Below are 22,356 nucleotides of genomic sequence, written 5' to 3' on the forward strand. Positions count from 1 at the left end.
ACCCAGGCGTCAGGAATGCCCGGTGGTGGTCGCCGCGTCGGCGGTCTTCCGCATCGGGATCACGGCGGTCAGACCGATCGCGACCAGCGCCGCGGCCATCGCGATGAGGAAGGTGGTGTGGAAACCGTCGCGCGAGGGCAGCAGGTGCGGGCCGAGCCGCATGGTCATGTGCGCCAGCACCACGCTCATCACCGCGGCCGAGGTCGAGGTGCCGATCGAGCGCATCAGCGAGTTGAGGCCGTTGGCCGCGCCGGTCTCGGTGATCGGCACCGCGCCCATGATCAGCGCGGGCATCGCCGCGTACGCCAGGCCGACGCCGCCCGCGACGATCACCGCGGCGAGCATGATCTCCCAGACGCTGTTCATCAACACCACCGCGCACAGATAGCCGACCGCGATCACCGCGGAGCCGAGCGCGAGGGTGACCTTGGGCCCGCGGCTGGCCGACAGCCGCGCCGACACCGGTGACAGCAGCATCATCACGAAGCCGGTGGGGGCCAGCGCCAACCCGGCGGTGATCATGGACAGCCCGAAGCCGTATCCGGTCTGCTCCGGCGCCATCAGCAGCTGCGGGAAGGTCAGCGACATGCCGTAGAGCGAGAATCCGACGGCGATCGAGGCCGCGTTGGTGAACAGCACCCTCGGCCGCGCCGAGACCCGCAGGTCTACCAGCGGTGAACGCTGCCGCAGTTCGAAAGCACCCCAGCCGAGGAACACCACCACCGACACCGCGAACAGGGTCAGGATCCGCGCGCTGGCCCAACCCCAGTCCGCGCCTTTCGTGATCGCGACGAGCAGCGCGAGCAGCGCTACCGACAAACCGATGGCGCCGCCGAAGTCGAAGCGGGCGGGCGTGCGGACCGGCGACTCTGCGACGAACACGAAAACCAGGACGGCGCACACGACGCCGAGCGCGGCGGAGGTCCAGAACAGCACGTGCCAGTCGGCGTTCTGCGCGATGGCCGCCGCGACCGGCAGGCCGATCGCGCCGCCGACGCCGAGCGTGGCGCTCATGATCGCCATCGCCGAACCCACCCGCTCGGCGGGCAATTCGTCGCGCATGATGCTGATGCCGAGCGGGATGGCGCCGACCGCAGCGCCTTGCAGCGAGCGACCGACGATCTCGGGCACCAGGGTGGAGAAGGACGCGCAGACCACCGAACCGGCGATCAGCAGAAGAAGATTCGCGAACAAGACGCGCCGCTTGCCGAACATATCGCCCAGACGGCCGCTGATCGGGGTCGCCACCGCGCCGGCCAGCAGCGTGGCCGTCACGACCCAGGAGGCGTTGGACGCGGAGGTGTGCAACAGCGTGGGCAGCGACGGAATGATCGGGATGACCAGCGTCTGCATGAGGGAGACGACGACACCGACCATGCCGAGCGTCGCGATGAGCAGTGCCGACGAGGGACGGGGCCGGTCGCCGGATTCAGAGACGCTCGAGGACGCGTCGGCAGCTACAGTCACATGTGCACGGTACATATGGTGTGTATGCTGCACAATTTGGTAAGTACGTGATCCTCGCGACATAGTGTGGTATGTCCGAATCCGGCCCCGGCGACAACGCGGCGCTGTACCGCCTCGTCTTCGAGCTGTCACTGCTGTCGAGGCACTTCCCCGCCGCGGTGCTCCGGCGTCCCGGCTTCCAGCTCGACCGCTCGGCGTACCTGATCCTGACCAGACTGGAACTGGACCATCCGCTGAGCCTGCGTGAGCTGTCCGAAGCGTTTCAACTGGACGTTTCGACGATCAACCGGCAGGTCGGAGCCATGCGCAAGCAAGGGTTGGTCGACCGGGTGCCCGACCCCGACGGCGGCATCGCCCGCAAGATTCGCGCCAGCGCCAAGGGACTCGATCTTTTGGCCTCCGACCGAAAGCAGAGCCGTCAAGGCATCGGCGCGGTGGTTGCCGAGTGGACCGAGGCCGACATCGACCAGTTCAGCAGGTTCATCGCGCGTTTCAACCAGTCGGTCGAGGACAAGGAGGACAACCCCTGGCCGCGCCCAGCCGGGCTGGAGTGACGCACGATCGGCCGGGACCCGGGCTGCCCGCCGCACGGGCTACGCACCTCCGATCGAACCGGAGGTCCGCCATTTGCCCTTGCCCCAGGGACCACGGCGTCAGGCTCCGCGGTCCCGACCTTGGGCGAGTGGAAGAAGCGTCATGCGGTGTAGGGATGGTCGGCGCGGGCCGACCGCAGCGCGCGGCCCCACCAGACCAGCTGGCCGAGCAGTTGATCGGCCGCGGCCACCGGCATTTCCGGATCCGTCGGCTGCCCCGCGGCATCGAACCGCCTGCCCGCGTCGTGGAAGCTCACCGTGTCGCGCACGGTGACCGCGTGCAGCTCGGCGAACACCTGCCTGAGGTGCTCCACCGCGCGCAAGCCACCGGATATGCCGCCGTAGGACACGAATCCCACCGGCTTGGCCCGCCATTCGGTGTAATGCCAGTCGATGGCGTTCTTGACCGACGCCGGATAACTGTGGTTGTACTCGGGTGTCACGACGACGAACCCGTCCGCCGCGGCCAGGCGGGGGCCGACCGCTGCCAGCGCCCGCGCCGCCTCGGGTTCGGGGTGATGGGAAAGCTGTTCCGGCAGAGGCGTTTCGGCCAGGTCGACAACGTCGACGTTGACGTCGTCGCGCCGCTCGGCGTGAGCGGCGAACCACTTGGCGACGGTCGGTCCGAAGCGGCCCGCTCGAGTGCTGCCGACGATCAGGGCGAGCTGGATCGGATGGTCGGACATGGTGGATTCCCTTCGACGTGTTCGGTGTCCAGAACAGCGTCGAACCTGAACAACAGTTCAGGTCAAATCGGCTCGATCGCCGATCAGACCTCCAGATCCTCTTCGATCCCCCGCAGGCGGTGCCGGGCCATCGCCAGATTCGCCCGTCCCCGGTCCAGGGCCAGGTAGAGGAACAGGCCCTTGGACTTGCGGCCGGTCATCGGCCGGATGATGTGATATTGCCCGGACAGCGTGATGAGGATGTCCTCGATGTCCTCTTTGAGCCCCAGCTGGTCCATGGTGCGCATCTTGGCGCGCACCACCTCGGTGTTGCCCGCACCCGCGACCTGGAGGTCCAGGGACTTGGAGCTGCCGAGCATGCCCAGCGCCATGCCGCTGTTGTAGTCGACGACGGCGGCGCCGATCGCGCCGTCGATCACCATCATGTCTTTGAGGGCCAGATCCATATTGGACATATGCTTTCCTTTCAGTGGGTTTTCGTTGCTTGTTCGCTTCCCGCGTCGGTGGTCACCGACGTCAGCAAGTCGGCGATCGCGCGGGCCGCCGGACGGGATTCCAGATGCAGCCTGCCGATGTTCACCTCGGGGGCGGCCAAAACGGTCAGCGACGTCCAGCCCGCCGCGTAGATGACCACGTGCCCTCCGGTGCCGTGGACCACGACCTCGCTGAACCCGCCGCCGTGCGCGGTGGTGGCAAGCCGGTGGGACAGCGACAGCTGCGAGGCGGCCATGGCGGCCATCCCGTTCGGCTCGATCTGCGCGGGCAGATCATGGGCGACCAACAGTCCGTCGTTGGACGCGACCAGCGCGCCGGTCAGTCGCGGAACTCGATTGCGCAGCGCTTTCAACTCCGTGAGCACCGCCGCGTTCGGTTCGGGTCCGGACATCGCCACCTTGGTCAACCTTCCCATCCAATCGCCGAGCAGTTTCTTCCGCGTGGTCACGCGAGCTCCTCCAAAGCCGCTTGCAGGCGGACGAGCAGGTCCCGGTCGGGCGGCTCCAACCGATCGGCGACCGGGACCGGTGGCGCCGAGTGCCTGCCACGGCGGCGGGGAAGCCGGCCCGGCTCGGCGAGCACAGGCGCGACCGCTACGGACTCGGGGCGCACCGGCTCGAGCCCGACCGGCCCGGCCACCGGGACCGGCGTCGCGAGGGGCGGCTCGATCAAGCCCGCCGCGGTCAGATCCCGCACCGCCACCAGACATCCGTAGGTGGTACGGCCGAGTTCGCGACCGATCTCCGCGACGCTGCGCCTGCCATCCGCGGCGGCCAGCACCTCCGCCTGCCCTCCGGTGAGCACCAAACGCCGTCGCCGCACTCGGCGGACCGGCACGACCGGGACGCGATCGACCAGGTCGGCGGGCCACGGCCCGGACTCGGGATCGCCGCGCCGCGCGCACTCCTGCACGAGAGCACGGGGCGTGATGTGACAGACGGGGGCCAGCCAGTGCGGTGGGGCCGGGCGGAACTCCGGGACGGCGGGCGAGGCCAGCAAGAAATAGGCGGCGTCGAAGACCGAGAGCATCGCGAGGGTTTCCAGCCGTGGCCGTCCCAGCACACGGCCGGGATCGCCCGCATCGGCGCGCCGCCAGTCCTCGGCGGTCGCCACGCCCGCTTCGACGACCAGCCGGTCCAGCCCGGTGGTGCGACGACAGTCGGCGGAAACGATCGCGCCTTCGGCGAGATGGAAAGCACCGTCGCCCGCGTGCAGCACCCCCGTACGTCCTTCCTGCTCCAACCGCCGCAATTCGACCGCGAGTTCAGGACTCATGCGCGTCCTCGGCCAATTCGTCGAGAATTCCGTGCAGTTGGTATCGCGCCATCGCGAGATTTCCGGCGTCCTCGTCGAACAGCACGTGCACGAAAAGCCGTCCGTCGAAGTCGCCGTTCACCAGGTTCAACAGGTGATATCCGCGGGTGCCGTAGACGATGATCTCGGTGACGTCGTCGCCGTCGGTCGACAATGCCGGACAGGCGAGCACCGCGCGCACCACATCCGTTGTGGCAGCGGCATCTTCGTGCTCGTCCACCAGGTCGTGCCTGCCGTCGGCGGCGATCGCCAGACCGCTCGCACCATCCACCAGCGTCACGCTGCGCGCACCGGGAATATCCATGATGCGTTTCAGACAACCGTCGATTCCGATCACGCGCCACCACTTGTCATGTGAGGGGGTTTACGGGTTCCAGACGCTACACACGGGCACCGCGCGATGTACAGCAAATCGGTGAGAAATTTCCGGTAAAAAACGTCGTCCCTGGAAACGCACGATAAATACCTTTCGGTATCAAATACCTATTGGTATTCATACCCTTCGGTTTTCGTTTTCCGACACGCCGACCCGGCCACAATAAATCCTCGATACGGCCGCTCGACGGCCCCCGTGCCACTTTCCCGGCACGCCTGCGTCCGCGCACGCACGAACGTGTACCGCCGGAACGACACAGCCGCGCGAGTCTTCTCGCTGTGCGCGGCGCACGGCGGCAGGGACCTGCCCGGAGACGGCAAGGGCAAGTAGTGATCTCGCAGCAATCACCAGATCGGCCGCACTGCCCGCCCGCGAAGCCGCGACTTCAGCGCCTGCCACGCAGGTAGTCGCTGACCACGGCGGCGCCCAAGCCGTCCAGGCCGGGCGCCACCACCCGGCCGCCGCTGCGGCGGGCCACCAGGTCGACTAACGCGGCCAGGCGCGGGTCCTCGCCGAGCATGAACACCGTCACCGACGCACCCAGCTTGGCCAAGGCGTCGACCTGCGCCATCGTCACTGCCAGCGTGCGTTGCGCGGGTGGCCAGTTGAAGTAGGTCTCCCCGTCCGGCTCCAGGTGCGCGGTCGGCTCACCGTCGGTGACCACGAGCACGACCGGCACCGCGTCCGGGTGCCTGCGCAGGTGCGCCGCGGCCAGCAGCAGTGCGTGGTGCAGATTGGTGCCCTGTTCCCAAACGCCTTCCAGCGCGGTGAGTTCGCCGATGTCCACGGTCGTCGCGTGCCTACCGAAGGTGATCACGCTCAACGCGTCGGAGCGGAACCGGGTGCCGATCAGGTGGTGCAGCGCGAGAGCGGTGCGCTTCATCGGCACCCATCTGCCGTCCTGCACCATCGACCAGGACGTGTCGACGCACAGCGCGACGGCGGCCCTGGAGCGCTGCTCGGTCTCCATGATCTCGACGTCGGAAACGTCCAGCCGCACCTGGCGATTACCCGTCGACGCCGACCGCAGCACGGCATTGCGCACGGTCCGCGACACGTCCCACGGCTCGGTATCACCGAAGCGCCAGGCCCGGGAGCCGCCGGTCGGCTCGCCCGCGGCGCCGGCCGCGGCGGTGTCCCGTTCGCCGCGCCGAGACCGCAAGCGCCCGACGACATCACGCAGCGCCACCTCGCCGAGACGCCGCAAAGCCTTGGGCGTCAACCGGAGCGAGCCGTCCTGCGCCCGTTCGAAGATGCCTTGCCTGCGCAATTCGCGTTCCAGTTCGGCCAGCCGCGCGGCGTCCACGCTCGCGTCCGCGCCGAGGTGGCGCTCCAGCGCGTCCAGATCGATGTCCTCCAGCCGGGCGCCCGCGTAGGTCTGGCCGAGTTGCTCGGCGAGCGCGTCGAGTTCGGCGAGATCTTGCAGGGCCTGCGCGCCCGCGCCGAGGCCGAGCGGATCCTCGCCGCGAAACCGCCGCGCGGAGTTCCAGTCCTCACCGGGACGCAGCGCCCGCAGATGCGCGTCCAGCGCGGCGACCTGCTGGGCGATCGCCGGATCGCCGAACGCCTGGCCGATCAACTCGGACAGCTCCGCGCGCTGCTGCTCGGTCATCGAATTCATCATGCGCTGCGCGGCGGCGGCTCGGGCCGCGAGCGCGTCGATCAATTCCTCGGTGTCGCGCGGGTTCTCGGGGAAGAACTCGCCGTGCTCGGCCATGAACTCGGCGAACCGCTGCTCGGTGTTCTCGCCCCTGGCATGGGCGGCGAGCAGGTCGTTGAGGTCGGACATCATCTGTCCGACCCGCTCGACGTCCTCCGGGGTGGTGTTCCGCAAAGCCTGTTTCATGCCCTGGAAGCGCGATTCCAGCAGCTCGCGGCCGAGCAGGTCACGGATCTTCTGATAATTCTCGCGGCCGGTCTCCGATCGCCAGGCGTAGTCGGCGAGTTCGGTGACGGCCGCGGCCGTGCTCGACGGCAGGGCGTCCAGCTGCGCTTCGGCGAACCTGGCGTCGTCGGAGGGGTCGGGGAACAGTGCGCCGCGCTCGGCTTCCAGCGCCTCCTCCAGCAGTTCCCGGACCTGCTGCAACGTGCCGTCCAGCCGGTGGCTGCGAGCGATCTCCGCGCGGCGCTGCCACAACCGGCGAGTCAGCTCCTCCAATCCCGGCGTGCCGCGGGTGCCGCGCCGCAGCAGCTCTTGCAGGGCGTTGCGTGGCGAGCTGCCCTCCATCACGTCGCGACCGATCTGGTCCAGTGCCTCGCGCAGGTCCAGCGGGGGCGCCAAGGGATCGGGCCCCTCGTGGTAGGGGCCGTAGGAGTAGCGATCGGGGTTGGTCACGATGCCTCGCCGGGAACAGCGGCGGTCATCGGCCGTACACCGCCAGACCGTCGTCGGAGTCCTTCGCGATCTGCCGGGCCAGGTAGAGCGCCTCCAGCGCGAACTCGACGGCCGAGGCGATCCGCGGCGGCGGATCGGCAGCGTCGACGCCGAGCCGTCCGGCCACCTCGTGCAGGACCGGCAGTTCGGGCAACGCCGAGAGGACCTCCGCGCCGGGCACGCGTTCGCCGGTGGTGACCAGATGCCCGTCCCCGACCGCCTCGGCCAGCGGCCGCAGATTCAATCCGCCGAGCAGGGCCCGCGCGGTCTCGGAGAACGAGCGGCGCAGCAGATGGGTGAGATGTTCCTGCTCACGCCCCTCCTCGCCGGACTCGAATTCCAGCTTGCCGCGCAAGACGGCGGGAACGGATTCCAGGTCGACCGGACGCGCCACGGCAGGGCTCTCCCCCGTCACCGCAGACCTGCGCAAAGCCGCCGCGGCCACCGTCTCGGCCGCGGCCACGGCGAAACGAGCGGATACGCCGGACCGCTGGTCGATCGCGGACGACTCGCGCAATTGCCGCACGAACCGGGCGAGCACCTCGATCAGCGGGTCGCCCACTTCGGCAACGAGCTCGGCCTCCTGGCGCACCAGCGCCACCTCGGCCTCCACGCTGAGCGGGTAGTGAGTGCGAATCTCCGCGCCGAAGCGGTCTTTCAGCGGCGTGATGATCCGGCCGCGGTTGGTGTAGTCCTCCGGGTTGGCGGTGGCGACCAGCAGCACGTCCAGCGGAAGGCGCAGGGTGTAGCCGCGGACCTGGATGTCGCGTTCCTCCATCACGTTCAGCAACGCGACCTGGATACGTTCGGCGAGATCTGGCAACTCGTTGATCGCCACGATGCCGCGATGCGCGCGCGGGACAAGTCCGAAATGGATGGTCTCGGGGTCACCGAGACTGCGGCCCTCGGCCACCTTCACCGGGTCGACATCGCCGATCAGGTCGCCGACGGAAGTGTCCGGCGTGGCGAGCTTCTCGGCGTACCGCTGCGAGCGATGCCGCCACGTGACGGGCAGCTCGTCGCCGAGTTCGGCGGCCAGCCTACGACCGGCGGGGCTGATCGGGTCGAGCGGATGTTCGCCCAGTTCGGCGCCCGCGATCACGGGCGTCCATTCGTCCAGCAGGCCGACCAGGGTACGCAGCAGCCGGGTCTTGCCCTGGCCGCGCTCACCGAGCAGCACGACGTCGTGTCCCGCCAGCAGGGCGCGTTCCAGCTGCGGCACGACCGTCCGGTCGAACCCGACGATGCCGGGCCACGGGTCGCCACCGGAACTCAGCAGGGTCAGGAGGTTCTCGCGGATCTCGGTCTTCACGCCACGCGGCAGGTAGCCGGCCGAACGTAGCTCGCCCGCGGTCGTGGGCAGGTGTTCGGGAACTTTCACGAATTCGACGCTACGTCCATTCCGCCATCGGGTCGACCGAAAGAAATCGATGGACGCTAGATTGCTAGCATGCTAGCTTGGATGGCGCGCCGATCAGGACGACATCACGGACAACCGAAGCAACCCGAGGAGAGAGCGATATGACGACGAAGGGCATCGAGGGCGTCCACGTGGAGACGCACAACTGGGGCGCGACCGCGAGATTCTTCCTAGCCCTCGGCTATGAGCCGGAATTCACCACCGACCACAACTCCGGGCTGTTCCGCAACGGCGAGGGACCCTATGTCTTCATCGCGGAGATCCCGAACAATCAGACGCCCCGCACCCAACTGGTGCTGACCGTCACCGACGCCGACGCGTTCCAGCCGAACAGCGATATCGACGTGGTCGCACCGTTCGAGGCAACCCATTACGGCACAAAGGAAATGACGGTGCGCGATCCCGACGGGCGCACCTGGAGTCTGCAGGCCCAGGGCTGAGAACGCCCCACGCCGAGACACTGTGGGCGGTGCGCCGCGCCGCAATTCGGTCCGCGCTCCGGCACGCCGTCCGTTTGCAGGTAAGGCGGCAAGGCGGTCCGTAAACGAACTCGCCAAGTCGGCCGGACTCGCTGAATAGTGCGTCGCCGAACCGATTACGTCCCGTTCAGGTCATCGCGTGGTGAGTTGCGGTTCGTTGGACGCGTGCGGCGCGGTCGCGGCGGGGTCCTCCGGTTCGTGCACGACCGGAGACGGGTGCACGGCACCGACCGGCGTGACCTGTTCCATCCGCGGCGCGTGGTCGTTGCCATCGGGTGCGTAGTGCTGGGCCATGCCCGGCTCCAGCGCACGACCATTCGACTCCGAACGCGTCGCGGCAGCCTCCAAGAGCGCGACGTGCCCGGTGGGCTCCACCGTGCCAACGGCGTTCGACTCGGGGTGCACCTCGGGGGCCGCCGACAGCGCGATATGTTCGGTGACCGCCTCGGCCGCGCTGTGAGCCGTCGACTCGGGATGCGCCTCGGCGGTCTCGCCGCGCGCACCATGCTCGTGGGCCGCCTCCGCGAATCCGGGGGCACTCGGCTCGGGCACGGAAGGCTCCACCGACTGCTCGCCCGGCTCCGCCTGCCTGCCGGTGCGAATCCGGTCGAGCGTCTGTCGCACCGCCGCCGCCAGACGTGCGTCCAGGACAGCTTCGTCCGGACCAGCTGCGGCAGGCGCTTCCGGACCGCCCGCACCGGCCGCGGACGGCCGTTCGATCGCGGGCAGCCGCGTCGTTGCCAGCCACAGCTCCGTGAGTTCGGGCGCCGCAGCGGAGGGCGTGGCGATCGGTGCTTCCGCGGCGGGCTGCTGCCCTGCCTCGGTGCCCTGTCCGTGCTGTGGAGGCTCGGCGGCCGCGCCCTCCAGGACGGGTGCGGGCGGCTCGCTCGCGGCGGATTCGCTCGCACGGCGAGCTGTCGGCTCCATGAGGATGCTCGGCAGGATCTGGTTCCCGGCGCCGCCGACCTGGGTGAGCGCCGCCAGTCGTTCCTGGAGATCTTCGTGGTCGGGGACGGCGGCGGTCGCCTGCTCGATCGCGCGCCCATATCGCTCGGCGACGAGCCGGTGGGTGACGAGCGCGACGCCGATCATGATGGGCGCGATCGCGTGGATGCCGATCCCGGCCACCTCGCCCGTCCTGATGTAGGGAAACGTGTTCAACGCGATACTCGCCGTCAGCAGGACGCCCTCGACGGTGTAGACCTGCCACAGCCGATCGATCACGCCCCACTCGGCGGTGTCCCCGGTGGACAGCATCAGCGCGACGAGTACCGCGCTGATCAGCGCTTCCAGACCGTAGGACAGCCAGAACATCGGATTGGTCACACCGCCGGACGGCGCGATGTTCTGCTGCACCGTCACCGCGGAGAACAGCATCGAGAACGCGACGACTCCGGCCAGCAATCCCAGCACCCGCGGCTTGCGCTGATGCAGGCGGGCGACTTTCGCGTGCGGGCTGCTGCTGTGCCGCTGCTCACCGATCGCCTGGGCGGCCCGCAGCAAGTCGGCGGCTTCCCGTTCGGCCAGCTCGGCTGCCGTGCGCCGCACCCGCTCCGCGGCGTCGGCGGCCGCCTGGATGCGCGCCCGTTTCTCGTGGCGTTCATAGTCACGCACGAGCTCGGCCAACTCGCGAGAGGCGGCGAGCTCACGCTCCGATAATGCTTCGAGCAGCGCCGGATCGTCCTGGTGGGCCAATCGCTCATGCGCGATCTGCACCCGATCCGGCAGCGCGCCTGCCACCAGATCATCCATCGGCGACGCCCCGGCGGGCGCGTTGGTCGTGAAACGACGGAACATCAGCAAAGAACCTTTCCGACGGTCGAGTGTTCCAGACGCAGCGCGCCATCGCTGCCTCGGCCGTCGAACCGGACGACCGACCCGGCCGAGAACGAAAAGATAACTCGTCATCGAAATCCGTTCGACCCGACGAGCAATCGAGACTACTCGAGGGCAGCGGGACGAATCCCCCAGGACAGAGTCGGGTTCCGACTCGGTCGGCCCATCCGGCCCGCGCTCAGTAGCCCTTCGGCGAACGGTTCGGATCCGCTTGCTGGACCTTGGCCTGCAGGTCGTGGCCGTCCCGGGAGACGTCGTACCGTTCCATGACGTAGTTCATGCTGGCGGCGACATTGGCTACCGGGTCGTGAATGTTGTTCGACGTTCCCCCCACGTGATAGGCCTGGAAGGTGCCTGGGATGGTCTGGGTAAGTCCCCTGGACGCGTGTCCGGCGGCAGCGTTGCTGTCCCAGTTGTTGACGGCGTTCGGATTTCCGCCGGATTCCCGTTCGATCAGAACCCGGTAGCCGCGCTTCCAGTACTCGCGGGCCACCGGGTCGGTGATGCCGAGCGCGTCGAGCGCGCCTTCGATAGCGGCGTCGACCGAGACGCTGCCCTGGTAGCGGGCGTAATCGGCAGTTGTCGCGGCAGGCACGAAGCCAGGTCCGGGTGAATAACTGCGCTGCATGTAGTTGCTCGGCACGTAGTTGCCGCCCGCCGATGCCGGGCTGTAGGTGGGCGCTGAGCCGTCGATGTTGTTCGCGTGCGCTTGGACGCGATCGGTGGCCTTCGCGATTTCGTCGTGTACGTCGTCGATCGTCTTCAGCACGGCGTTCGCCAGCCTGATCTCGATGTCCGTAGCGATGTACTGCTTGCCCGGGCTCGCCCCGGGAGCCGCGTCCAGCGTCGCCTGCAAATCTTTGACGTGCTGCTTGATAGCGGCGAAGGTGCCGCTGGAGATGTCGTAGGTGCCGTAGGCGGAAAAGTCGACGTTGTCGTCTTGCTTGCGGATGTCGTTCTTGATGTCGTCGAACTCCTGCGCCCGGTTGGCGTAACCCTCGGCCAAGACCGACTTCTTCTCGTCACCGGTGACGAGCTTCTCGTCGCGCAGCAACTTGACCACATCCGGCGCCTGCGAAGGCGAACCCGTCGCCAGCAGATCCGCCGACGTCTGGATCGTCTGGCGGCCCACTTCGATGACCGCCTTCAGGCCGGGGCTCGCGTCCGCGGGCGGGTCCAGCTTCACCACCCAGCGCTCGGTGCTCATCGAGACACCCCAGCCCCGGTCGGCCGCGGCCTTGCGAATACCAGCATCATCACCTCACGCCTGACAACGCTCACCAGGCCGTGCGTGGCCTACCAGTCCGACGCCGTCGAGTATCCCGCAACGGCCCATGCCCCTTTCCCGGCTGTGGGAGTAGCGGCTTCGAGCAGCCGATCGCCGCGGGCGCGCGCCGGCGCGGCGCGCGAAGACGTCAAATCGTTGCGGGGCGGCGGGCGCCGCGGCGCCGTGGACGCAGTTGGTAGAGGCGATACCAGGCCAGCGCGAGGAAGATGGCTCCCAGACCGGCGACCACTCCCATATCGAGCAGCCAGGTGCCGATGGTGTGTTTCCACAGCGGGTCGGGGCCCCCCTCATGCGGGGAGAGGGTATCGAGGTCGAGAGTGGCGGCTCCCGCGGCGAACCCCCACCGAGCCGGCGCGATGTATGCCAGCTGCTCCAGGACGGGAGTGCCGGGCAGCCGCACCAGACCGCCGGTGAGAACCAGTTGCGCCATGGACAGCACGATCAGCAACGGCAGCGTCTTCTCCGAGGTGTTCACCGATACCGACACCAGCAAGCCGAGTGCCAGCGACGAGATGCCGAGCAACGCCATCATCAGCATCAATTCCAGCTCGACCGAGGTGAACAGCCCCGTGGGCGGCATACTTACCCCGATGGTGCCGATCAGGACGAGCACTACCGCCTGCAGCGTGGTGATCACGCCGAGTACCAGCAGTTTCGACATCAAATAGACGCCGGCCGACAATCCTGCCGCGCGTTCTCTGCGATAGATCGTCTGTTCCTTGACGATCTCCCGGATCGAGTTGCCGGTGCCGACGAAGCACGCCGCGAACGCCAGGATCATGAGCTTGGTCGCGGCATCGACGTTCGTTCCCGGCGCACCGGTGAATCCCTGACCGGCCGGCACGGCGGCGATCAACCCACCGAGCAGCAGGGGCATGACACCGAGCAGCGCCAGATAACTGCGGTCCGAGGCGATCACCGCGAGGTAACGCCTGCACAACGTGCTGAGCTGGCTGAACTTGGACTGCGACGGTGGCGGCGGCGTCGGTGTGTGCACTTCCGCGGGGACGACATCATCGGTCGGGCCGACCGACACGTAGCGGTCGTAGCGCGGCGACTCCCGGAACTCCCCGGCCCAGTCCCGCTCTTCCTCGCGGTCGAAAGCCTGGAACACCTCGGCCCAGCTCCCCGCGGCGAACTGCAGCAACCCCTCCGCGGGCGGACCGTAGTAGGCCAGCCGGCCGCCGGGCACCAGGACCAGCAGGCGGTCGCAGGCATCGAGGTTCGCGACGCTGTGGGTGACGACGATGACCGTACGCCCGTCGTGCGCCAGTCCCGACAGCATTTCCATGACCGTCTTGTCCAGGCCGGGATCCAAGCCGGATGTCGGTTCGTCGAGGAACAGCAAGGAGGGTTTGGTCAGCAGTTCCAGTGCGACGCTCACGCGTTTGCGCTGCCCACCCGAGAGCCGATCGATGCGGGTGTCGGCGTGCCGCGCCAAGCCGAGCTCGTCGAGGACCTCGTCGACCCGCTGCTCGCGCTCCTCGCGGCCCGTGTCACCGGGGAAACGCAGCTCGGCCGCGTAGAGCAGCGCCCGGCGCGTCGGAAGCTGGTTGTGCAGGATGTCTTCCTGCGGTACCAATCCGATGCGGTGGCGGAGTTCGTCGTAGTTGGTGTACAGATCGCGGCCGTCGTAGAGCACCGTCCCCTCGGTCGCGGGCCGCAACCCGGTGATCGCGCCGAGCAGTGTCGATTTGCCCGCCCCGCTCGGCCCGATCACCCCCACGAGCGATCGCCCCGGGATGGGGAACCTCACGCTGTCCATCAACACCTTGCCCTCGGGTGTCCGGACGGTGATGTTCTGCACGCAGACCGATACGTCACCGGTGTCGACGAACTCGCGCAGTTCGTCGCCCACCAACCGGAAGGTGGTATGGCCCATTCCGATCAAGTCGGATTCGGACAGATCGGCGGCGGCGACGCGGGCTCCGTTGACGTAGGTGCCGTTGTGGCTGTCGAGGTCGACGATCCGGTATCTGCCCGCACCGATCGTCCGCAACTCGGCGTGATGGCGGGAGACCATGAGATCGTGCGCGACGATGTCGTTGTCCGCGGCGCGCCCGATTCGGAGAGTGGGCGACGTTATCCGGACCACCGCGCTGGGGTGGTCCGCCGGAGGCGCCGACCGCGACACCCGCCGGGGCAGGCCCGGATGGAACTTCGTGACCGTTGCTTCGTCGTCGAGAGCGTAGCCGGGGTTCGGCACGATCATCGTGTCGCCGCCGGCATCGCCATCGGGTTCCTGCTCGGGTGGGGTTTCCACCGAGCAAGCCAATTTCTCGCCGTCCACCGCGTGTCCGAGCTGGAACGTCTCGTCGTGATCGATCACCATCCGATCGACGCGGTGACCGTCGAAGAATGTGCCGTTGAGACTGTGCGCGTCCTCGATTTTCCAACCGTCCGCACCACGCTCCAGAACGGCGTGCAACGACGAAACGCGGGGATCGGAGACGACGATATCGGCCGCCGGATCGCGACCGACGTTATAGGCACCACCAGCGCGGAGCCGATAGACGCGTTCCCGTGTCTGGACCACGAGAACCGGCGCCTCGGGCAATTCGGTGGAGGATGATCCGTCCGCCATAAAGGGAGTATACGACCGCGCCACACGGTAGCCGCAATAGTCGCGACCGCCCGATCTCGCCACGAGTCTCACCGCCGCGATCTCACTCCACCGCACGAACCCCGGCTGAGCAGTACAAATAGGCGTGGAAGACAGTGGGGCAGCCTCGTCCGAAGAAACGGAAGTCGGATCCAAGGAATCACAACTTGTTACAGCTCGGATCGATAGGTGAGTCCCGCCTCGTCGCGATATTTCCGCATTCAGCACCGGGGTCAGCTAACACGGTCTCGGCAATACAAATCGTTCAATGTTGAAATCATCCTCGATCGCCCCAGTAGTTGTTCCGAAAACGTCCGATCGCCGCAGCCCGATTGCGTTTTCTTGCAACGAAACCGGCTTGCCACCCGACCTTCCTTACCTATACAGCGTCGGCCGACCCCGTACCGGTTCCACTCCAGATGTGCACACGACTTCGCCTGTGCCGCAATGCCGAAAGGCTAGGCCGGCCGCCGCGACCGATGATTTTCGGTCGGGGGGCCCGTCCTGACACACATGACCGATCTGACAGGAGACAGCCGCATGCAGATCCGCGCACGCCTGTGCATGAGTGCCGACGGTTATGTGACCACTCCGAACGGCTGGCCGCCCCAGGTGCTGGATCCGCTCCACGGGCCTGGCAGCCATGGCATCGCGGAATTCCTCGAGCCTGTCGAGGCGGCGCTGATGGGCCGGACCACGTTCGAACCGGCGCTCACAAACGACCGGTGGCCGTGGCCGGGCTTGCGGGTGTTCGTGCTCGGCTCGCGTCGTCCGGAGGGCACGCCCGACGATGTCATCGTCGAAAGCGATCCGGTTCGACTGCTCGAGCGCTTGCGCGCCGCCAATCGCGGTGGCGATGTCCATCTCATCGGCGGTCCCCGCACGATCGACACCTTTCGTGCGCTCGGCGCGCTCGACAAGCTGGAGCTGGTGGTCCTGCCGTTCCTGGTCGGCGGAGGAATGCGCCTCACTGATGCCCTGGGCGTCGATACGGGCTTGGAATTCGAAGCCTCGCGCGCGCTGCCGGGCGGGTCGGTCGAGATCGTCTACCGGGTACGGACCGACGGAGCCGTCCCCGCGGCGCAGGAGCCGGACTGGGCGCCCGACTCGCAACGTCGACGCGGGAACTGACCCGAGCACGAGTCTGCCGGTCACCGCCGCGCATCACCCGAGCACATCCGGCGGTACACACTCCATGCCGCGCGCTTGGACAAACAGGCAAGCCTGGGTCTGAAGTGCCTGCACCACAGCATATTCGCGACTTCACAAGGTGCACGAAGCGGCTCTCTCGAGCAGCGCGCAGTCGTGCTCGCGTGCTGAGCAGTTCAGCTGATCAACGGCGGGGAACAAACGGGCGCTATTGCGTGTTGTCGCTGATGCCGCTACCGTGAGGCGGTCTCCATCTTGTGGATGTAGGTGTCGACCCCCTCCCACAAGAATCCACAGTCGCCACGGCGGTCTCGTATGCCGTGCGCTCGGCAGCACGTCCGGAGCAGACAGCGCCCAGCCACCTAACGGCGCACGCAACGAGCGTCATTCCCGTAGGCGGCATTCATCGGCAACCCGCCACATTCATTGCCCCCCGTAGGAGAAAACCATGCAAGACAACACTATCCACAGTGAAGACAGCCCCACCGGGGAGAACCGGACTACATCGGTCACCGGCATCCTCGACATCACGCACAACCACGCCTCGCTGCACGTCGACGGTTATCTGCCCGGACCGCGGGACGCTCATGTGCCCGCGCGTTTGATCCGCGAGCACGGCCTGCGCCGCGGCGATACCGTCACCGGCACGGTCGGACCGAAACGTGAAGGCGCCAAACTCGCACCGCTTGTCGGAGTGGACAGCATCAACGGCTTGCCACCCGGCAATACCAGAGCGCGACCGCACTTCGCCGACTTGATCCCCATCTATCCCCAGGACCGTCTACGGCTGGAGACCGAGCCGCATGAACTGACCACCCGCGTCACCGATCTGGTCATGCCGATAGGCAAGGGCCAGCGCGCGCTGGTCGTCGCACCGCCCAAGGCGGGCAAAACCTCTGTGCTGCAAGCCATCGCGCACGGCATCGCCAAGAATCATCCCGAATGCCAGCTGATGCTGGTATTGGTCGGGGAACGCCCGGAAGAGGTGACCGACCTGTCCCGAGCGGTACCGGCCGAGGTCGCCGCCGCGACCTTCGACCAACCGGCCCAGGACCACATCGCACTCGCCGAACTGGCCATCGAACACGCGAAACGCCTTGTCGAAATGGGTCACGACGTCGTCGTGCTGCTGGACTCGCTGACCCGGCTTGCCCGCGCCTACAACCTGGCGGCCGCCGGGTCCGGCCGCGTCCTCTCCGGCGGCGTCGATGCCGGGGCACTCGCGCCACCGAAGAAATTCCTCGGCGCCGCACGAAATATCGAGCACGGCGGCTCGCTCACCATCATCGCCACTGCCCTGGTCGAGACCGGCTCGCTCGCCGACACCGTGATCTTCGAGGAATACAAGGGGACCGGAAACGCCGAACTGAAGCTCGATCGGCACCTCGCCGACCGCCGTCTGTTCCCCGCGATCGACATCGACCGCTCCAGCACCCGCAAAGAGGAACTGCTGCTGTCCGCCGACGAGCTCACGGCCACGGGGTCCCTGCGCAAGACCCTCTCGGGCCGCGACCCGCAGCAAGCGCTCGAACTGCTACTGACCGGCCTCCGTCAAACCGGAACCAACCCGGAATTCCTGACCCAGATTCGCAACGCGGGCTGACAAGGGTCTACTGCGCCTGGAGACCGGCATCTACCCCACTCGCCGCACCGAGCGAGTCGACACAGTCCTCGCGGCTCCGCGGATTGTGGATCATTCCCGGGGTGTGCGATCGAGCATCGTGAGGTAGGCATCGAGCTGGGCCGCGCCGGCGAGCAGGTTGCGGCTGCGCGCGGTCAGCCGGTCCTGCCAGGAGTCGAGGAAAGCCCGCAGCGCGTCCGCCCCGCCTGCCTCGCGCAGTGACTCGATGAACTGCGCGACCTGGGACAGCAGGTAGCCGCCTCGGCGCAATTGTCGTGCGATCTCGGCGTCGCGTATGCAGTCCGGTCCGTATTGGCGATAGCCCGTTGCCCGATCGCGTTCGGGGCGCAGGATGCCCTGGGTCTCCCAGGTGCGCAGGGTCGCCGGGTGCACGCGGATTCGGCGAGCGAGTTCACCCACGGTCAACGGTCGACCGTGGACCGGAGTCGGCATCGCGGTGGACAGACTGCCCAAGGCCTTGGCGACCTCGGTGCGTGTGTCGCGTTCGGTGAGCAGCGCGACGTGGGAGGCGTCGATGAGCCGGTAGGAGGACTCGGTATCGCCGCGGTTGGCCGCGCGCATGATCTCCATTGCCTGCTGGTGCCCGTGGCCACCGCGCAACGCCAGGAAAGCGCGTAGCGCCTGCGCGTGCAGGAGCGTGTAGCGCCGGTAACCGGTCTCGCTGCGCTCGGTCGGCGGGAGGATGCCCGCGTCGTCGTAGTTGCGGATCGCCTGTGCGGACAACCCGTGTTCCCGGGCGAGGTCGATGGGCCGCAGGTTGCACCTCCGATCGAGTCTTTGCTCTCTGGCTTCCAGGTAAAAGCGGTAGAAGTCCCTGCGCGCCGCGCTTCCCCCATGGGCTCAGCGGCCCGCGGCGGTGAGCTGGTGATCCGCTTCGAGCAGCATCCACCCGCTCAGCTGTACCGAGAGATCGCTGCTCAGGTTCGCCGACGAAGCGGCGGACGAGTGGGTGAACTGGGGAAAGGTTTCCGGATGCGCCGGCACCGTGACCGGGCGGGTCCAGTCCACACCGAACAGTGGTAGCCCGTCCACCTCGGCGCGGTGTTTCCAGGCCGCCTGCGCGGAGGCGTGCACGATATTCGCCGCGGTGGTGTCGTCCAAGGACAGTGCGGCTTCCGCGAGATATCTGGCGAGGATGCCCATGAACAGCCCGGAGTCGTCGCCGGAGGCCGCGACGATCACCCCGGCGTCGGTGAGCCTGTCCCCCGCCGCGGCGACGAGATCTGCCACGCGCCTGCGATGGTGCGATTCACCTGTGCGAAGCGCCAGCTCGGTTTCCAACCCGATGGCCACCCCCTGGCAGTAGGTGTGGACGGTCCGCTCTACTCGTCCGCCGGGCTCATGGACACCGTCGAGAATCAGGCCGCTGGCGGTGTCGCGCAATCGGGTGTGCAGGAAATCGGCGAGTTGTCCGGCGCGCGACAGTTCGCCCAAACGCGCCATAGCGATGCCGGTCGGACCGATCGCGGGGGTGTTGTAGTACTCGTCGCCGGACCTCCAGGGCACCGCACCGACGTCCGGATTCCATCCCTCGATCAAACCGGCTCGCAGCTCGCCGACGGCGTCGCCGAAGCGGACGCCGAGCAGCCGGTCGGCGCGTTCGAGTGCCAATACCAACCAGGACATATCGTCGTAGTACCGGTTGGTCCAGCCGGTGAGGTTGCGGGTACGGATACCGCGTGCGATGGCGACGACCCGGTCTATGCGTTCGGGCGTGCCGGCGCGATACGCGGCGTCCACCGCACAGTCGAGAAGGTGGGCTTGCCACCAGTAGCACCATCGCGCGAACGACTGGTCCAGCAAGGACCCCGGCCATAAGAGCGTGCCAAGCCGCATCTGCGGCTGGCCCCAGAGCGTGCGCACGTGCCGCTGCACGATGGCCTGTTCCGCCAGGTCCGCCCGTCTCCCCGGCTCCTCGGGGCCCGCGGACACTTTCCGCGTGATCGTCACCGCCTGCGCGGGCTGGGCCAATGCGGTGAGTGCGATGGATGCTCCGGCCGCCAGCAACACACCGCGCCGACTGATTTCCTTCTTCCGGCGATCCATCCGCTCGGACTCCCTTTACTGAACAACGATCACCGGAGCCGGAAACCGGGCAGCTGGATCCTATCGCGCAACGACCATTGCGGCGCGGCGGTGACGGGCTCCCCAGGTACAGGCGGCAACCGCGCGTTCAGTCGGGCAGGGCGCCCGGCAATCAATAGGCCTAACCGTTCGAACGCGCTGCAATGCCGCATACCGCGCTGACCGAACCGGTCAGCGCGGTATTCCCGAAAATCGGCGGGCCGAGGCGATCTCAGGGATTCATTCGGCGACCCGCAGCGGTTGGCCTCCGCTCTTTCACGCGGCCAGAGCCGCAGCCACCTTGCGGGTCATCTCGTCGACGACGGGGCCGGGCCGGCCGTTGCGGCTCGTTGCGGCAGCGGCTTCGAGGGCGACCAGCACGGTGCTGCGGAAGTTGCCGGCCTCGGCGGGATCCTGCTGGTCGAGCAGAGCCACCGCGGCAGCCAGGGCCGGCAGCACTTGGTCGGCCAGCTCGGCGACGGTCCTGCCGGTCAGGTGGATGTCCTTGGACTTCGCGTTCAGCACGTGCCCGACCCGACCGGTCGCCGACGTCAACGCGATAGAGCCGGCGGTGGCGGCCTTGTGGGGCTTGTCGGAGGCGGCGGCGAGCAAGGAAACCGCGCCGTAGGCGGCAGAGCGGACGGTGGCCTTGTCCTGGTCGGTCAGGGTGAGGGTGGCGGACATTTTGTGCTCCTTCGAAATCCGTTGTGGCAGTGGCCCGAACCGGTGTCGGTCCGGGCCCGTTTTGTTCGATGGGCATACTTTGTCCGGAGCGGCTGACAGCGCACTGATGCCGACCTGACACGGTGACTGACACAGCGTCCGACCCGTTACCCCACGATGATGGTCACCGCTGACGGGTGCTGATGGTTGGGTCAACGCGGTATGCGGGCACTACGGCTCGCTCGGCCTACCGAAACCACCTCCGACGTGCCGACTTGCGGGGCTCCATCTGGACGACGATCCCACCGAAACGTGCCTCCTGCATGGTCGCGGGGTGTCCGTCGATAAAGCAAGCACCGGTTCGGGTGATCTCGACGCATTCCTCCTGCTGGGGGCCGGAGCCGTCCGGGTGCTCGAGCGTATCCGCGTAGTAGCAGATCATTCCGCCACTGAAACTGGTGTTGAAACCCCTGACCCGGCGCCCGGCGTGGTCGGTGGTGCGGCTCAGGCAGTGATCGCAGACCGAGCGGGGGTAGCGTTCCTCATAGATCGTCGGCCGGTCGCAGTGCGGGCAGGGTTGCGTGTATCGACGCCCAGCGGCCGGACTTTGCATCAGGAAATCATTGCGGGCGAAGATGCTGCGTGCCGAGTCTCCCCGGACGCCCCTGCGCCGCAGTCCGATTAGAAGGTACTCGGCGTAGTCGGCTACCTCGGGAGCGATCGCTCCGTGCCGGGGTATCTCGCCTATGCGTGTGAGGCCGCCGTCGTAGGCCTCGAGCGCCAGGCGGTGCGCCACCGACAGTTCGCTGTCGGGGATGTGTCTGTTGGCATGTTCGGCTCGGGACAAGTGTTCGGCGATCACCGATTCGATGGTGTCTCCGCTCGCGGACAGTAGCCCGCTGCCGTAACTGGTCGTGGTCACCAGGACGTAGCCGTCCATCTCGCCGCGGTCGGTTCCGATTGTCTGTAAGAACGCGAAACCTTGCCCGTAGCGAGCATTCTCCAGCCCCTGGTGGGGGTATGGGACAAGAGTGTCGGGATCCCGCACCAGATCGCGCGCGATTCGCAGCGCTTCATCGTAGGTCGGCGGAGAGCTCAGGTCTGGCCGCTTCATGACCGAAAGCCTATCGCGCTGAACTTCTTTGACCTGAAAGCGAATTCGGCAGTACAGGATGTTCAGAACCGCAGTCGAGGCGAGGGCCCGATCACTCCGCGGCAGTCCCATAAGACGCACGACAGAATCTGGAGTTCCGAAGCTTATCCTTCGGTCGCCTTGGACGTTTGGGTCCCAGTGGAATCAGTGGCTGCGATCGCGAGAGCGGCCAGGTCGAGGTGGATGTCGTCCAGCGGGACGGTGGAGCATTCGGCACGAGCGATGATCATGGCCCCCTCGACCGCTGACAGCATGAGTGCCGCGAGCCGTTCGGCGCGCGCCGCCGGAATGCCGTACTGCACCAGCGCCTGGGTCAAGGCGGTGCGCCATTGCCGATAGGAGTCCCGGCAAGCGAGGGTGAGTGCGGTGGAGCGCGGAGCGGAATCGAGGGTGACCGTGCTGACCGGGCACCCGCCCAGATAGCCCGATTCGACCAGTCCGCGGCTCAAGTGCAGGGCGAATTGCTCGCAGAAGGAGCGCACGTCCGGCGCGTGGGCGGCAGTTTCCCGAATCAACCGGGTGAACTCCTCCGCGGATTCCTCGATCGCCGCGACCGCCAGCTCTTGCTTCCCGCCCGGGAACAGGTAGTACAGCGAGCCACGAGGGGCGCCGCTGGCAGCGACGATCTCACTGAGCCCGGTGGCCTGATAGCCCTGGCGTTGCAGTAACTCGCGGGCGGCCGCTACCAGGCGCGGCCGGGAATCGGACGGGGGACGAGGCATATCTCCAGAATACTATGCCGACCGGTCAAGCTA

20 protein-coding genes are annotated in these 22,356 nt (G+C 67.4%); 4 read left to right on the forward strand and 16 right to left on the reverse strand.

Going from position 1 to position 22,356, the window contains the following annotated elements:
• Positions 1-9 precede the first annotated feature (9 nt).
• Positions 10-1,467, reverse strand: a complete 1,458-nt coding sequence (locus ABZ824_RS28695) for an MFS transporter (RefSeq protein ID WP_356966675.1) — start codon at positions 1,465-1,467, stop codon at positions 10-12.
• 71 nt (positions 1,468-1,538) lie between these two features.
• On the opposite strand from ABZ824_RS28695, the gene ABZ824_RS28700 reads away from it, so the two are divergent.
• Complete coding sequence (locus ABZ824_RS28700; RefSeq protein WP_355078648.1) at positions 1,539-2,021, forward strand: MarR family winged helix-turn-helix transcriptional regulator; 483 nt, start codon at positions 1,539-1,541, stop codon at positions 2,019-2,021.
• Between the two features lie 140 nt (positions 2,022-2,161).
• Here ABZ824_RS28700 and ABZ824_RS28705 read toward each other — a convergent pair whose 3' ends face one another.
• The 7 genes from ABZ824_RS28705 to ABZ824_RS28735 form a co-directional block, all read right to left on the reverse strand.
• Entirely contained in the window at positions 2,162-2,746 is a 585-nt protein-coding gene (locus ABZ824_RS28705; RefSeq protein WP_356966677.1) for an NAD(P)H-dependent oxidoreductase, read from the reverse strand.
• Between the two features lie 83 nt (positions 2,747-2,829).
• Complete coding sequence (locus tag ABZ824_RS28710) at positions 2,830-3,201, reverse strand: hypothetical protein (RefSeq protein ID WP_281877699.1); 372 nt, start codon at positions 3,199-3,201, stop codon at positions 2,830-2,832.
• Positions 3,202-3,212: 11 nt separating this feature from the next.
• Entirely contained in the window at positions 3,213-3,689 is a 477-nt protein-coding gene (locus ABZ824_RS28715) for a roadblock/LC7 domain-containing protein (protein ID WP_355078646.1), read from the reverse strand.
• Positions 3,686-4,516 carry a hypothetical protein gene (locus ABZ824_RS28720; protein ID WP_356966680.1) on the reverse strand — a complete coding sequence of 277 codons (831 nt, stop codon included), beginning with the start codon at positions 4,514-4,516 and terminating at the stop codon, positions 3,686-3,688. The genes ABZ824_RS28715 and ABZ824_RS28720 overlap by 4 nt, the downstream gene beginning before the upstream one ends.
• The gene (locus tag ABZ824_RS28725) at positions 4,506-4,892 is read right to left on the reverse strand and encodes a hypothetical protein (RefSeq protein ID WP_356966682.1); all 387 of its coding nucleotides are present in this window, start codon (positions 4,890-4,892) and stop codon (positions 4,506-4,508) included. Before ABZ824_RS28725 ends, ABZ824_RS28720 begins: the two co-directional genes overlap by 11 nt.
• Before the next feature lie 424 nt (positions 4,893-5,316).
• Positions 5,317-7,266, reverse strand: a complete 1,950-nt coding sequence (locus tag ABZ824_RS28730; RefSeq protein WP_356966683.1) for a VWA domain-containing protein — start codon at positions 7,264-7,266, stop codon at positions 5,317-5,319.
• A gap of 25 nt (positions 7,267-7,291) precedes the next feature.
• A complete protein-coding gene (locus tag ABZ824_RS28735) occupies positions 7,292-8,686 on the reverse strand; it encodes an ATP-binding protein (protein WP_355078642.1) in 1,395 nt (464 codons plus the stop codon).
• 140 nt (positions 8,687-8,826) lie between these two features.
• Between ABZ824_RS28735 and ABZ824_RS28740 the strand changes: the two genes are divergently transcribed.
• On the forward strand, positions 8,827-9,165 hold the full coding sequence (locus ABZ824_RS28740; RefSeq protein WP_356966685.1) for a VOC family protein: 339 nt from the start codon (positions 8,827-8,829) through the stop codon (positions 9,163-9,165).
• Between the two features lie 171 nt (positions 9,166-9,336).
• Here the strand turns inward: ABZ824_RS28740 and ABZ824_RS28745 are convergent, their stop codons facing one another.
• The 3 genes from ABZ824_RS28745 to ABZ824_RS28755 all read right to left on the reverse strand — a co-directional run bounded on the left by ABZ824_RS28745 (position 9,337) and on the right by ABZ824_RS28755 (position 14,912).
• Entirely contained in the window at positions 9,337-11,001 is a 1,665-nt protein-coding gene (locus ABZ824_RS28745) for a hypothetical protein (protein ID WP_356966687.1), read from the reverse strand.
• A gap of 217 nt (positions 11,002-11,218) precedes the next feature.
• The gene (locus ABZ824_RS28750) at positions 11,219-12,247 is read right to left on the reverse strand and encodes a transglycosylase SLT domain-containing protein (protein ID WP_356966689.1); all 1,029 of its coding nucleotides are present in this window, start codon (positions 12,245-12,247) and stop codon (positions 11,219-11,221) included.
• 208 nt (positions 12,248-12,455) lie between these two features.
• Complete coding sequence (locus tag ABZ824_RS28755) at positions 12,456-14,912, reverse strand: FHA domain-containing protein (protein ID WP_355078638.1); 2,457 nt, start codon at positions 14,910-14,912, stop codon at positions 12,456-12,458.
• Positions 14,913-15,443: 531 nt separating this feature from the next.
• Between ABZ824_RS28755 and ABZ824_RS28760 the strand changes: the two genes are divergently transcribed.
• Together ABZ824_RS28760 and ABZ824_RS28765 are read left to right on the forward strand one after the other, a co-directional pair.
• Positions 15,444-16,061 (forward strand): dihydrofolate reductase family protein, encoded by a 618-nt coding sequence (locus ABZ824_RS28760; RefSeq protein WP_356966691.1) that lies wholly within the window; start codon positions 15,444-15,446, stop codon positions 16,059-16,061.
• 466 nt (positions 16,062-16,527) lie between these two features.
• Positions 16,528-17,682 carry a transcription termination factor Rho, short form gene (locus ABZ824_RS28765; protein ID WP_356966693.1) on the forward strand — a complete coding sequence of 385 codons (1,155 nt, stop codon included), beginning with the start codon at positions 16,528-16,530 and terminating at the stop codon, positions 17,680-17,682.
• A gap of 90 nt (positions 17,683-17,772) precedes the next feature.
• Here ABZ824_RS28765 and ABZ824_RS28770 read toward each other — a convergent pair whose 3' ends face one another.
• The 5 genes from ABZ824_RS28770 to ABZ824_RS28790 form a co-directional block, all read right to left on the reverse strand.
• Positions 17,773-18,477 (reverse strand): MerR family transcriptional regulator, encoded by a 705-nt coding sequence (locus tag ABZ824_RS28770; RefSeq protein ID WP_356966852.1) that lies wholly within the window; start codon positions 18,475-18,477, stop codon positions 17,773-17,775.
• 84 nt (positions 18,478-18,561) lie between these two features.
• Positions 18,562-19,767 carry a glycoside hydrolase family 76 protein gene (locus ABZ824_RS28775; RefSeq protein WP_356966695.1) on the reverse strand — a complete coding sequence of 402 codons (1,206 nt, stop codon included), beginning with the start codon at positions 19,765-19,767 and terminating at the stop codon, positions 18,562-18,564.
• A 294-nt stretch (positions 19,768-20,061) separates the two neighbouring features.
• Entirely contained in the window at positions 20,062-20,469 is a 408-nt protein-coding gene (locus ABZ824_RS28780; RefSeq protein WP_356966697.1) for a hypothetical protein, read from the reverse strand.
• 226 nt (positions 20,470-20,695) lie between these two features.
• Positions 20,696-21,562 carry a hypothetical protein gene (locus tag ABZ824_RS28785; RefSeq protein WP_356966699.1) on the reverse strand — a complete coding sequence of 289 codons (867 nt, stop codon included), beginning with the start codon at positions 21,560-21,562 and terminating at the stop codon, positions 20,696-20,698.
• A gap of 143 nt (positions 21,563-21,705) precedes the next feature.
• Positions 21,706-22,323 carry a TetR/AcrR family transcriptional regulator gene (locus ABZ824_RS28790; RefSeq protein ID WP_356966701.1) on the reverse strand — a complete coding sequence of 206 codons (618 nt, stop codon included), beginning with the start codon at positions 22,321-22,323 and terminating at the stop codon, positions 21,706-21,708.
• Positions 22,324-22,356 lie beyond the last annotated feature (33 nt).

This window comes from Nocardia sp. NPDC047038, assembly GCF_040644075.1.
Classification (GTDB): domain Bacteria; phylum Actinomycetota; class Actinomycetes; order Mycobacteriales; family Mycobacteriaceae; genus Nocardia; species Nocardia sichangensis.

Coding starts and splice junctions, on each gene's coding strand:
- ABZ824_RS28760 (WP_356966691.1), top strand. CDS start 15,444: ATGACCGATCTGACAGGAGACAGCCGCATGCAGATCCGCGCACGCCTG.
- ABZ824_RS28700 (WP_355078648.1), top strand. CDS start 1,539: ATGTCCGAATCCGGCCCCGGCGACAACGCGGCGCTGTACCGCCTCGTC.
- ABZ824_RS28765 (WP_356966693.1), top strand. CDS start 16,528: ATGCAAGACAACACTATCCACAGTGAAGACAGCCCCACCGGGGAGAAC.
- ABZ824_RS28740 (WP_356966685.1), top strand. CDS start 8,827: ATGACGACGAAGGGCATCGAGGGCGTCCACGTGGAGACGCACAACTGG.
- ABZ824_RS28785 (WP_356966699.1), bottom strand. CDS start 21,562: ATGAAGCGGCCAGACCTGAGCTCTCCGCCGACCTACGATGAAGCGCTG.
- ABZ824_RS28755 (WP_355078638.1), bottom strand. CDS start 14,912: ATGGCGGACGGATCATCCTCCACCGAATTGCCCGAGGCGCCGGTTCTC.
- ABZ824_RS28780 (WP_356966697.1), bottom strand. CDS start 20,469: ATGTCCGCCACCCTCACCCTGACCGACCAGGACAAGGCCACCGTCCGC.
- ABZ824_RS28745 (WP_356966687.1), bottom strand. CDS start 11,001: ATGTTCCGTCGTTTCACGACCAACGCGCCCGCCGGGGCGTCGCCGATG.
- ABZ824_RS28720 (WP_356966680.1), bottom strand. CDS start 4,516: ATGAGTCCTGAACTCGCGGTCGAATTGCGGCGGTTGGAGCAGGAAGGA.
- ABZ824_RS28790 (WP_356966701.1), bottom strand. CDS start 22,323: ATGCCTCGTCCCCCGTCCGATTCCCGGCCGCGCCTGGTAGCGGCCGCC.
- ABZ824_RS28750 (WP_356966689.1), bottom strand. CDS start 12,247: ATGAGCACCGAGCGCTGGGTGGTGAAGCTGGACCCGCCCGCGGACGCG.
- ABZ824_RS28775 (WP_356966695.1), bottom strand. CDS start 19,767: ATGGATCGCCGGAAGAAGGAAATCAGTCGGCGCGGTGTGTTGCTGGCG.
- ABZ824_RS28710 (WP_281877699.1), bottom strand. CDS start 3,201: ATGTCCAATATGGATCTGGCCCTCAAAGACATGATGGTGATCGACGGC.
- ABZ824_RS28705 (WP_356966677.1), bottom strand. CDS start 2,746: ATGTCCGACCATCCGATCCAGCTCGCCCTGATCGTCGGCAGCACTCGA.